The organism is Pseudomonas sp. HMWF006 (genome assembly GCF_003061205.1).
GTDB lineage: Bacteria > Pseudomonadota > Gammaproteobacteria > Pseudomonadales > Pseudomonadaceae > Aquipseudomonas > Aquipseudomonas monsensis.
Genome location: NZ_QAIU01000497.1, coordinates 1 through 10,567 on the forward strand (window position 1 = coordinate 1; position 10,567 = coordinate 10,567).

The 10,567-nt window shown below is 59.0% G+C and carries 11 protein-coding genes; 7 read left to right on the forward strand and 4 right to left on the reverse strand.

All coding sequences use genetic code 11. The annotated features are described in order from the left end of the window. Nucleotides 1-8: 8 nt before the first annotated feature. Together DBR24_RS21580 and DBR24_RS21585 are read right to left on the reverse strand one after the other, a co-directional pair. The gene (locus DBR24_RS21580) at nt 9-479 is read right to left on the reverse strand and encodes a MaoC family dehydratase (protein ID WP_003227420.1); all 471 of its coding nucleotides are present in this window, start codon (nt 477-479) and stop codon (nt 9-11) included. A 41-nt stretch (nt 480-520) separates the two neighbouring features. Continuing rightward, nucleotides 521-1,465, reverse strand: a complete 945-nt coding sequence (locus DBR24_RS21585) for an alpha/beta hydrolase (RefSeq protein ID WP_128615760.1) — start codon at nt 1,463-1,465, stop codon at nt 521-523. Nucleotides 1,466-1,678: 213 nt separating this feature from the next. Between DBR24_RS21585 and fadD2 the strand changes: the two genes are divergently transcribed. Next, the gene (fadD2, locus tag DBR24_RS21590) at nt 1,679-3,367 is read left to right on the forward strand and encodes a long-chain-fatty-acid--CoA ligase FadD2 (RefSeq protein ID WP_128615761.1); all 1,689 of its coding nucleotides are present in this window, start codon (nt 1,679-1,681) and stop codon (nt 3,365-3,367) included. 364 nt (nt 3,368-3,731) lie between these two features. Next, entirely contained in the window at nt 3,732-5,429 is a 1,698-nt protein-coding gene (fadD1, locus tag DBR24_RS21595) for a long-chain-fatty-acid--CoA ligase FadD1 (protein ID WP_123467114.1), read from the forward strand. Between the two features lie 238 nt (nt 5,430-5,667). Here the strand turns inward: fadD1 and DBR24_RS21600 are convergent, their stop codons facing one another. Beyond that, entirely contained in the window at nt 5,668-6,045 is a 378-nt protein-coding gene (locus DBR24_RS21600; protein WP_041068691.1) for a hypothetical protein, read from the reverse strand. A gap of 196 nt (nt 6,046-6,241) precedes the next feature. Here DBR24_RS21600 and DBR24_RS21605 point away from each other — a divergent pair, with 196 nt between their 5' ends. From DBR24_RS21605 to def, 3 genes are all read left to right on the forward strand, one after another. Beyond that, nucleotides 6,242-6,433 (forward strand): CsbD family protein, encoded by a 192-nt coding sequence (locus DBR24_RS21605; RefSeq protein ID WP_025112838.1) that lies wholly within the window; start codon nt 6,242-6,244, stop codon nt 6,431-6,433. Between the two features lie 164 nt (nt 6,434-6,597). Then, nucleotides 6,598-7,548 (forward strand): YihY/virulence factor BrkB family protein, encoded by a 951-nt coding sequence (locus DBR24_RS21610; protein WP_128615762.1) that lies wholly within the window; start codon nt 6,598-6,600, stop codon nt 7,546-7,548. A gap of 2 nt (nt 7,549-7,550) precedes the next feature. Beyond that, nucleotides 7,551-8,090, forward strand: a complete 540-nt coding sequence (gene def, locus DBR24_RS21615) for a peptide deformylase (RefSeq protein WP_003227403.1) — start codon at nt 7,551-7,553, stop codon at nt 8,088-8,090. Nucleotides 8,091-8,126: 36 nt separating this feature from the next. Here def and DBR24_RS21620 read toward each other — a convergent pair whose 3' ends face one another. Then, nucleotides 8,127-8,540 carry a GNAT family N-acetyltransferase gene (locus DBR24_RS21620; protein ID WP_128615763.1) on the reverse strand — a complete coding sequence of 138 codons (414 nt, stop codon included), beginning with the start codon at nt 8,538-8,540 and terminating at the stop codon, nt 8,127-8,129. 326 nt (nt 8,541-8,866) lie between these two features. On the opposite strand from DBR24_RS21620, the gene DBR24_RS21625 reads away from it, so the two are divergent. Both DBR24_RS21625 and DBR24_RS21630 read left to right on the forward strand, forming a co-directional pair. Beyond that, nucleotides 8,867-9,808, forward strand: a complete 942-nt coding sequence (locus DBR24_RS21625) for a fatty acid desaturase (protein ID WP_128615764.1) — start codon at nt 8,867-8,869, stop codon at nt 9,806-9,808. A gap of 52 nt (nt 9,809-9,860) precedes the next feature. Continuing rightward, nucleotides 9,861-10,567: phosphate/phosphite/phosphonate ABC transporter substrate-binding protein (locus DBR24_RS21630; protein WP_128615765.1), on the forward strand; the 707-nt coding region annotated here is incomplete at its 3' end.

Here is a 10,567-nt window from a genome sequence, read left to right on the forward strand (position 1 = left end):
CCAATCAATCAGCCGATGCTGATCGCCGGCAAAGTCGGCAGGGTCACGGTCTGCTGCTTGCGCGGCGCGAGGATCTCGGCCTCGCCATCCACTACCAATTCATCACGCTGATTGAATACGCGAGTGGCGATGCGCACACGAAACTTCGGCAGCTTCTCGAGAATTTCCAGGCGCACGGTCAGGGTGTCGCCAATCTTCACCGGCTTCTGAAAGCTCATTTGCTGACCGATATAAATAGTGCCCGGCCCAGGCAGTTCGCAAGCCACCGCAGCACTGATCAGCGCACCGCTGAACATACCGTGGGCGATGCGTTCCTTGAACATGCTGGCGGCGGCGAACTCGGCGTCCAGGTGCACCGGGTTGTGGTCGCCCGACATCGCGGCAAACAGCTGAATGTCGCGCTCTTCGACCGTCTTGCTGTAGCTCGCGGTCTGGCCGACTTCGAGGGCTTCATAAGGGATGTTGGTAACCTGGGTCATCGGTCTTGATTCCTGTGACGGATTAAATGAATCCACAAAAATTATTCGCTGCGATGCGGGCGCGGATGGCTCAGCGCCTGGTCGATCCAGGCCAGCACATCGGCGATCACTTCGTCGCGATTGGTTTCGTTGAACAATTCGTGCCGGGCCTGCGGGTAAATCTTCAATTGCAAGTTCTGGCTGCCGGCGTTGCGCAGTGCATTGGCCAGATCTGTCAGACGTTTGCCTTCACTCACCGGATCACATTCACCGCCGATCACCAGCAGTGGCAGGCCCGGGTCGATCTGCGCGAGAGTGGACGCTTTGCTGATTTGCTGCAAGCCGCCGAGCAGGTCGATCCACAACTGGTTGGTGCAGCGAAAGCCGCACAGCGGGTCGGCCACGTATTTGGCGACTGCGGCCGGATCGCGGCTGAGCCAGTCGAACGGTGTGCTCACCGGTTTGAAGGTGTTATTGAATGAACCAAACGACAACCATTCGATCAGCGCACTGCGGCCCTTGCCACCCTGACGCAGTTTTTCCAGGCGGGCAATTTGCCGGGCGGCGCGATAGAGGGCCGGGGGCTGGAAATTCGAACCACTGAGAATCGCCCCGTGCAGGCTGGCGCTGTGGTGCAGCAGATAACCTTGAGCGAGGTAACTGCCCATGCTGTGCCCGAGCAGAATGATTGGCACGCCGGGGTGTTGCTGGCCGATGTATTGATTGAGGCTGGCGAGGTCGCCGACAACCTTGCACCAGCCGTCGTCATCGGCGAAATGGCCGAGGGTGCCGTTCTCGGCGGTCTGGCCATGACCGCGCAGATCCGGGGCGTAGACACCGTATCCTTTGTCGCAAAACGTTTCCGCCAACTGTTGATAACGCCCGCTGTGTTCCGCCATGCCGTGGGCAATCAGGACCACCGCTTTCAATGGTGCGGCCGGCAGCCACTGATTGACGAAAAGCCGGCTGCGGTCATTCGCATCAAGCCATAGGGTGTGGTGGATCATGGCGATTCCTTTGCTCAGGGTCGAAACATTGTATAGCGCATCCGCCAGGTTAAGTCTGATCAGCCCACGCCACGGCAGGAAGATTCACGCGATCAATGACGAGATGGCCCATATTTGCCTGAATGGCCATAGCTGCTAGTGTCCGGGAAGCACCGCTTTTTCAGAAATGACAGAGAGCGGCCCGGATCAGCTCAGGTAAAGAGGACAAAAACAATGCAACCTGATTTCTGGAATGACAAACGCCCGGCCGGCGTACCGCTGGACATCGACATGGGGGAGTTCAAGTCGGTGATCGAGGTGTTTGAACGTTCCTGCAAGAAATTCGCTGATCGCCCGGCCTTCAGCAACATGGGCGTGACCCTGACGTATGCCGAGCTGGAGCGCCAGAGCGCGGCCTTCGCCGGTTACCTGCAAGCCCATACTGATCTGGTCCCGGGGGATCGCATCGCGGTGCAGATGCCCAACGTTCTGCATTATCCGATTGCTGTGTTCGGGGCGCTGCGCGCCGGGCTGATCGTGGTCAACACCAATCCGTTGTACACCGCGCGGGAGATGCGTCACCAGTTCAAGGACTCCGGGGCGCGGGCGCTGGTTTACCTGAACATGTTCGGGCAGAAAGTCCAGGAAGTGCTGGCCGACACCGATATTCAATACCTGATCGAAGCGAAGATGGGTGACCTGATGCCCACTGCCAAGGGCTGGCTGGTCAATACTGTGGTCAGCCAAGTGAAGAAGATGGTCCCGGCGTACTCGCTGCCCCAGGCGATCTCTTTCAAAAGTGCGTTGCGCAGGGGCCGTGGCCTGGGCATCAAGCCCTTGAAGGTCAGCCTCGACGATATCGCCGTGCTGCAATACACCGGCGGCACCACCGGACTGGCCAAAGGCGCGATGCTCACCCACGGCAATCTGGTGGCGAACATGCAGCAGGTTCGTGCCTGTCTCGCGCAACTCGGCCCGGATGGCCAGCCCCTGCTGCGTGAAGGTCAGGAGGTGATGGTCGCGCCGCTGCCGCTTTATCACATCTATGCCTTTACGGCGAATTGCATGTGCATGATGGTTTCCGGCAATCACAACGTGCTGATCACCAACCCGCGGGACATTGCCGGGTTCATCAAGGAACTGAAAAACTGGCGTTTCTCGGCCTTGCTGGGGCTGAACACGCTGTTCGTCGCGCTGATGGATCATCCGGATTTCAAGACCCTCGACTTCTCCAGCCTGAAGCTCACCAACTCCGGCGGCACCGCGCTGGTCAAAGCCACCGCCGAGCGTTGGGAACAGCTCACCGGTTGCCGCATCACTGAAGGTTACGGCCTGACCGAAACCTCGCCGGTGGCCTGCACCAACCCGTATGGCGATCAGTCGCGCCTGGGCACAGTCGGCTTGCCAGTACCGGGCACATTGCTCAAAGTCATCAACGATGACGGTGTCGAACAACCGATGGGCGAGCGTGGCGAGTTGTGCATCAAGGGCCCGCAGATCATGAAGGGCTACTGGCACAAACCCGAAGCCACCGCCGAAGTGCTGGATGCCGAAGGCTGGTTCAAGTCCGGAGATATTGCGGTGATCGATCCGGACGGCTTCGTGCGCATCGTCGACCGCAAGAAGGACATGATCATCGTCTCCGGTTTCAACGTGTACCCGAACGAAATCGAAGACGTGGTCATGGCCCATCCGAAAGTCGCCAACTGCGCGGTAATCGGCGTGCCGGACGAGCGTTCCGGGGAGGCGGTGAAGCTGTTTGTGGTGGCGCGGGAAACCGGCGTGAGCCTCGAAGAGCTGAAGGCGTACTGCAAAGAGAATTTCACCGCGTACAAGGTGCCGAAGCACATTGTGTTGCGTGATTCGTTGCCGATGACGCCGGTTGGCAAGATTCTGCGGCGGGAGTTGCGCGATATCGCCTGATCGGTGAATGGCCGCGCTGTGCGCGGATCGCGGGCAAGTCACGCTCCCACAGGGATTTTCATCAACCTTGTGGGAGCGGGCTTGCCCGTGATGCTTTTTGGAGGGGGCAAAGGCCCGGAAAACCGGGACTTTTACAGGTTTCTAGGATTTTTGCTCTAAAATGACTATTAGAAAGTCTTGAGTCATCAATGTGACTGTGTGGGCCGCTTTTGGCTCTAGTCGGCACTTGGCAAAGCTGCTACTCTCGGCGCGCTTTGTGACTTCTCGGCCTGTATAAAAGCCAGATTCACCAATACAAAACACACACCAATAATAATCGCATCAAATGCGGTGAAGAATTCGCGTTGCTGAGGAGTGGGCTTCCATGATCGAAGACTTTTGGAAGGATAAATACCCGGCTGGAATTGCTGCCGACATCAATCCAGACGAGTATCCGAACATTCAGGCAGTGTTGAAGCAATCCTGCCAACGCTTCGCCAACAAACCGGCTTTCAGCAACCTGGGCAAGACAATCACCTACGGTGAACTGTACGAATTGTCCGGTGCCTTTGCCGCGTATCTGCAACAGCATACCGATTTGCAGCCCGGTGATCGAATCGCCGTGCAACTGCCCAACGTTCTGCAGTACCCGGTGGCCGTCTTCGGTGCGATCCGCGCCGGGCTGATCGTGGTCAACACCAACCCGCTGTACACCGCGCGGGAAATGGAACACCAATTCAACGACTCCGGTGCCAAGGCCCTCGTCTGCCTGGCCAACATGGCTCACCTGGCGGAAGCCGTGGTGCCGAAAACCGGGGTCAAGCACGTCATCGTCACTGAAGTGGCCGACCTGCTGCCGCCGCTCAAGCGTCTGCTGATCAACAGCGTCATCAAGTACGTGAAGAAGATGGTGCCGGCGTATCACTTGCCCAAAGCCGTCAAGTTCAACGACGTACTGAGCAAGGGCCAGGGCCAGCCTGTGGCCGAAGCCAATCCGCACAGCGGCGATGTCGCGGTGCTGCAATACACCGGCGGCACCACCGGCGTGGCCAAGGGCGCGATGCTGACTCACCGCAACCTCGTCGCCAACATGCTGCAGTGCAAGGCGCTGATGGGCTCCAACCTCAATGAAGGTTGCGAGATCCTGATCACGCCGCTGCCGCTGTACCACATCTATGCGTTCACCTTTCATTGCATGGCGATGATGCTGATCGGCAACCACAACATCCTGATCAGCAACCCGCGCGACCTGCCGGCGATGGTCAAGGAGCTGTCGAAGTGGAAGTTCAGCGGCTTTGTCGGCCTGAACACGCTGTTCGTCGCACTGTGCAATAACGAAGGTTTCCGCAAGCTGGACTTCTCCAATCTGAAAGTCACCCTGTCCGGTGGCATGGCCTTGCAACTGGCCGCTGCCGAGCGCTGGAAAGCGGTGACCGGTTGCTCGATCTGCGAAGGTTACGGCATGACCGAAACCAGCCCGGTGGCCACGGTCAACCCGATCCAGCACATCCAGATCGGCACCATCGGCATTCCGGTGCCGTCGACCCTGTGCAAAGTCATCGACGATGCCGGTGTCGAGCAGCCGCTGGGCGAAATCGGTGAACTGTGCGTCAAGGGCCCGCAAGTGATGAAGGGCTACTGGCAGCGCCAGGAAGCCACCGACGAAATCCTCGACAGCGAAGGCTGGCTGAAGACCGGTGACATTGCGCTGATCCAGCCGGATGGCTACATGCGCATTGTCGATCGTAAGAAAGACATGATTCTGGTCTCCGGTTTCAACGTCTATCCGAACGAGCTGGAAGACGTGCTGGCGACCCTGCCGGGCGTGTTGCAGTGCGCCGCCATCGGCGTGCCGGACGAGAAGTCGGGCGAGGCGATCAAGATTTTCATCGTCGCCAAACCGGGCGTGACCCTGACCAAGGAAACCGTGATGGAGCACATGCGCGCCAACGTCACCGGTTACAAGGTCCCGCGTTCGGTGGAGTTCCGCGATGCGCTGCCGACCACCAACGTCGGCAAGATCCTGCGCCGCGAGTTGCGTGACGAAGAGCTGAAGAAGATCAAGGCGAAGAACGCCGCATAAAACAAAAAGCCCCGCAGATGCGGGGCTTTTTGTTGGGGCGGAGCAGGGCTGGGATTTTGTGTTGAACCTGCCCCTCACCCCAGCCCTCTCCCGAGGGAGAGGGAGCCGATCCGGGGGCCTTTCATAACCTGAGTTCAACTCGATATCTCAGGTCGATGTAGCTTATCCAAACACATCGGTCAGTCCCCTCTCCCTCCGGGAGAGGGCTAGGGTGAGGGGAAGGGCGGCGGCACAAATCCTACTGACGGAACGGCGCAAAGTTCACGTTGGTCCCCGCCGGCCGCATGTCCTGCAGGTACGAATCCTTGTCCGCACTCAACTCCAGGCTCAACGCGGCCTTGCGCTTGCCTTCGTTGCGAATCACCAGGCCTTCGAGTTTTTCCCGCAGGAACACCGTCGGCACTTTCAGGTGCAGCAGTTCGTCGGTCGCCGGGGTGTGCATCAGCAGGTGAATCCACTCGTACTGACCGACGGCCAGGCGCGACACCGGCAGGTCGAACCACCAGATGTTGCGGTTGCGGTTCAGTTCGGCGAAGTGGCAGTTGTTGGTGCCGAGCACCGCGCCGCCCAGTTCCTGGTTGCGACGGGCAATGGCCTGCTTTTTATCGAGTTTCATAACATTCCTGCGGGATCTGATCGTTGGCGCACCGCGCCCATAGCTGCGCATTCTCGGGGCTTGGGGGGCAAACATAAAGCCCAACCTGCATTGCCCGACGAAAAGAGGAGCAAAAATAAATGAAACTCGTGGCAAACCGCGCCAGTCAATCATTACGTACTGACTTTTCCCCTTCAATGCACCAAGGAGAAACACCATGAGTAGCACTGGCGATAAAGTAAAAGGCATGGCCAACGAAGCGGTCGGCAACATCAAGCAAGGCGTCGGTAAAGCCACTGACAACACCAAGCTGCAAGCCGAAGGCAAGGTTCAAGAGAAAAAAGGCGAAGCCCAGCAAGCAGTCGGCAAAGCCAAAGACGCAGTGAAGAAGACCATCGACAAGGCGTAATCCGGCCTTGAACGAAACACACGAACGGCCATCCAAGGATGGCCGTTTTTGTGTCAAAGCCCGACAGTCATCCACGAAGGTCGCCAAGTAGGCTACCGTGATGTAAAAAACGGCCCCTGAGTCGCCACGACTTCAACCTGTTTCTGCGGCGAAAGGAGACGCGAATGATTTTTCCGGACATGAAAGGTCTGCCCTTGCACCGGGTGATGGTGCGCACGGTCACTGAGTTCGTTGACGACGAGATGTCGACCTACGCTTCGGCACTGGCCTACCAGATGCTGTTCTCGCTGTTCCCGTTCATTCTGTTCCTGATTGCCCTGATCGGTTTCCTGCACCTGCCGGATTTCTTCACCTGGCTGCGCCTGCAATCGGAACTGGTCCTGCCACCGCAGGCGCTGGAGCAGGTCAACCCGGTGATCGACCAGTTGCAGCAATCCAAGGGCGGCCTGCTCTCGGTCGGTATCGTTATTGCCCTGTACACCGCGTCTGCCGGTGTGCGCCTGATGATGAGCGCGATGAACGCCGCCTACGACGTGGTCGAGGGCCGGCCGATCTGGAAGCGTTTTCCGCTGTCGGTGTTCTACACCATCGGCATCGCCGGCATGCTCCTGGTCGCCGCCGCGCTGATGGTGCTCGGGCCGCAAGTCATGGGCTGGATCGCCGCGCAGGTGGGGCTGGAAGACTTCATCGTCACCGTGTGGACAATTGCGCGCTGGCCGGTGATCGTGATTCTGATGATGGTCGCCGTGGCCCTGATTTACTACGTGATGCCAGACGTCAAACAGGAATTCCGCTTTATCACCCCGGGCTCGGTACTGGCCGTGGTGGTATGGATCATCGCCTCGTTGGGTTTTGCGTTTTACGTCAAGACGTTCGCCAACTACAACGCGATGTATGGCAGCATCGGGGCGATCATCGTGCTGTTGCTGTATTTCTATATTTCCTCGGCGGTGCTGCTGCTCGGCGCCGAGATGAATGCGGTGATTGAACACATGTCCAGCGAGGGCAAGGACTCGGGTGAGAAAGTCCCCGGTGAACTCGATGCACACCCCAAACAACATGTCTCGGGCCTGGGGCGCGATCACTCGCTCAAGCCGGACACTGACGAAGCCTGATCATGATTCGTGAAATCCTCAAAATGGGCGACGAACGCCTGCTGCGCATCGCCCCGCCCGTGCCGCCGGAAATGTTCGACAGCCCCGAACTGTGGCAACTGATCGACGACATGTTCCAGACCATGGAAAGCGTCGGCGGTGTTGGCCTGGCCGCGCCGCAGATCGGCGTCGACCTGCAACTGGTGATCTTTGGCTTCGAGCACAGCGAACGTTATCCGGACGCTGAAGCGGTGCCGCAGACGATCCTGATCAATCCGCTGATCACACCATTGAGTCCGCTGACCGAGGAAGGTTTTGAAGGCTGTCTGTCGGTGCCGGGATTGCGTGGCGCGGTGGATCGCTATCAGCAGATTCGTTATGAAGGTTTTGATCCGAAGGGCGAGCCGATCGTGCGCGTGGCGTCAGGTTTTCACGCACGGGTGGTACAGCATGAATGCGATCATCTGATCGGCCGCCTGTATCCCTCGCGCATCACCGATTTCAGCAAGTTCGGCTTTACCGAAGTGATGTTCCCGGATCTCGATCCAACCGCCGACGACTAATCCGGGTCAAACGCAATTCTCCCCTGCAGGAGTGAGTCACGAACGATCCAGCCCCATCGCAATCATCGGCTTGCTCCGCGCATACCGGCTCAACCGCTCGGTCATCGCCTGGGGCAGGGCCGGGTCGAAGCTGAACCCGCGCCGCTCATAAAAACCGCGCAAATCCGGATGACAGAACAACCACACCGGTTCCGTCACATCCTTGACGGCCGCCGCGATCAACTGCGCGGCAATCCCTTGTTCGCGGCACTGTGGATCAACAAACAAACCGGTCAACCAACGCCCGCCCGCGACCGGCCGCAAACACAGTGCGGCAACGATTTCCTCGCGCCGCGCCACCCACAATTGCGCATCGCGCACGGCTTTCATCGACGATTGGTGGCTGCGGTAGAACTTGTTCATCAACGGCCACAACGGCTCGTCGAGCAGGACGTACTGGGTATCGGGCATGGGATCGGACTGTCGGCGGGCAAAGCGGCGATTATAAAAGAACGCGCGAGGCGCGATAGGTGTATACCTGAGCCTACATCCCCTGTGAGTGGAGTACGCATCATGTCCAAAGGTATGGATTCAAAGAAAGCCGCGAAGAAGAAGCCGGCCAAGACCGCGATTGAAAAGCGTGCGGAGAAGAAAGCCAAGAAAGTCGACATCTTCGGTCATTGATCACGCCTTTCCGGAGCCCGGTTCTCGGGCTCCTGCCTGCACCCGGAAAATAATCTGCAAGATTTATCAATGTTGTTGCACAGAAGGGGAAGATTCCCGTTCCGAGCAACGCCATGCCCCATTACTTCGACGCCGCTCATCGCCAGTACATCGAAACCCTGCGCCAACGCTGGACCGCCCGCACCGAATGGCCGACCTGGCTGTTGCTGATCGGTGTCTATGTCGGGTGGTTTGCCATTGTCCTAAATAGCCAGTGGTTGGGGCGCGGCGTCAGCACATTGCTGTTGATTCCGCTGCTGGTGCTGTGGCTGTCGCTGCAACACGAATTGCTGCATGGGCATCCGACACGCTCGACTCGGGTGAACAAAATCCTTGGCTACGCGCCCTTCGCGGTGTGGTACCCGTACACGCTGTATCGCGACAGCCATTTGTTGCATCACCGCGATGAGCACCTGACGGTTCCCGGCGTCGATCCGGAAAGCCGCTACCTCAGCGCCGCGCGCTGGCACGGCAGTTCACTGTTCGAGCGCAGCCTGCACTGGCTGAACAAAACCGTACTCGGGCGTTTCGTCATGGGCGCGCCGCTAGCACTGCTTGCCCTGGCCACTGAAGAACTGCAAAGCCTGAAACACGGCGAGCGTCAGGCTTGGCAGATGTGGCTGACCCACAGCGCTTTCACCCTGCTGATGCTGTGGTTCCTCGTCCGTTACAGTGTGTTGCCGGTGTGGCATTACCTGCTGTTGATCAGCGTGCCGGCGCTGTCGATCGCGATGATCCGCTCCTACTATGAGCATCGCCCTCATGCGCAACCGGAGCAACGCACCGTGCTCAACGAAGCTGCCTGGCCCTGGCGCTGGTTGTTTCTGAACCTGAATTTTCATCTGGTGCATCACGACTTGCCGGGCCTGGCATGGTACGACTTGCCCCGGGTTTACCGAAGGCATCGCGAGCAATGGGTGGCGCGCAGTGGCGGATTTCTGGTGCAGGGCTATGGGCAGTTGTGGCGGCAGAACGGGTTAAGGCCGATCGACAGTCCGCAGCATCCCTTTCACTGACACGACCTGGCCCTTGTGATAGCTGGAATTTTTTTGTCTGGAAAGTAAGTGTATGACCCGACACTACGTTGAACTGCAGATGTACACCGCCCCTGAGCCCATTCGAGCGGCCAACGAACACTGGATCACGCGCATCCTCGAACGCCTCGGCCTCTCGCGCCTCAATGCCGAGGGACTATCACTGCCCGAACTGTGGCTTTCGCCGGCTCTGCTGCTGACCCAGACCTGCGGCTATCCCTTGATGACCCTACTGCGCGGTCGGGTGCGCATCATTGGTCGACCACGCTACGAACTGTCCGACGCCAGCGCCGGCAGGCATTGCAGCCTGATTCTTTGCCGCGCTGATGACCCGCGCAAAAACCTCGCGGAGTTTCGCGGCAGTCGTGGGGTGATCAACAGCGAGGACTCCAACAGCGGCATGAACCTGCTACGCCAGCGTCTGGCGCCGCTACATCACAACGGCCGGTTTTTCGCCACGGTTGGCCTCAGCGGAGCGCACCGCGAGAGTCTGCGCTGGCTGCGTGAAGAACGCGGCGACCTGGCAGCCATCGACAGTGTCACCTATGCGTACCTTGCGCATTACGCGCCGGCTGAGGTCAGCGGTTTGCGGGTCGTGGCGCGCAGCGCGTTCAGTCCGACGTTGCCCTTTATCACCGCCGCTTCTGCCACTGACGAGCAGATCGAACACGTGCGCGCGGTGATGAATCAGGCATTGCGTGAACTGCCTGATGTGGCGCAGATCCTCGGCTTGCCTGAAGT

Bases quoted from the DNA above. Each gene is read 5' to 3' on its own strand.
- DBR24_RS21600 (WP_041068691.1), bottom strand. From the start codon at position 6,045: ATGAAACTCGATAAAAAGCAGGCCATTGCCCGTCGCAACCAGGAACTG.
- DBR24_RS21580 (WP_003227420.1), bottom strand. From the start codon at position 479: ATGACCCAGGTTACCAACATCCCTTATGAAGCCCTCGAAGTCGGCCAG.
- DBR24_RS21620 (WP_128615763.1), bottom strand. From the start codon at position 8,540: ATGCCCGATACCCAGTACGTCCTGCTCGACGAGCCGTTGTGGCCGTTG.
- DBR24_RS21585 (WP_128615760.1), bottom strand. From the start codon at position 1,465: ATGATCCACCACACCCTATGGCTTGATGCGAATGACCGCAGCCGGCTT.
- def (WP_003227403.1), top strand. From the start codon at position 7,551: ATGATTCGTGAAATCCTCAAAATGGGCGACGAACGCCTGCTGCGCATC.
- DBR24_RS21625 (WP_128615764.1), top strand. From the start codon at position 8,867: ATGCCCCATTACTTCGACGCCGCTCATCGCCAGTACATCGAAACCCTG.
- fadD1 (WP_123467114.1), top strand. From the start codon at position 3,732: ATGATCGAAGACTTTTGGAAGGATAAATACCCGGCTGGAATTGCTGCC.
- fadD2 (WP_128615761.1), top strand. From the start codon at position 1,679: ATGCAACCTGATTTCTGGAATGACAAACGCCCGGCCGGCGTACCGCTG.
- DBR24_RS21610 (WP_128615762.1), top strand. From the start codon at position 6,598: ATGATTTTTCCGGACATGAAAGGTCTGCCCTTGCACCGGGTGATGGTG.
- DBR24_RS21605 (WP_025112838.1), top strand. From the start codon at position 6,242: ATGAGTAGCACTGGCGATAAAGTAAAAGGCATGGCCAACGAAGCGGTC.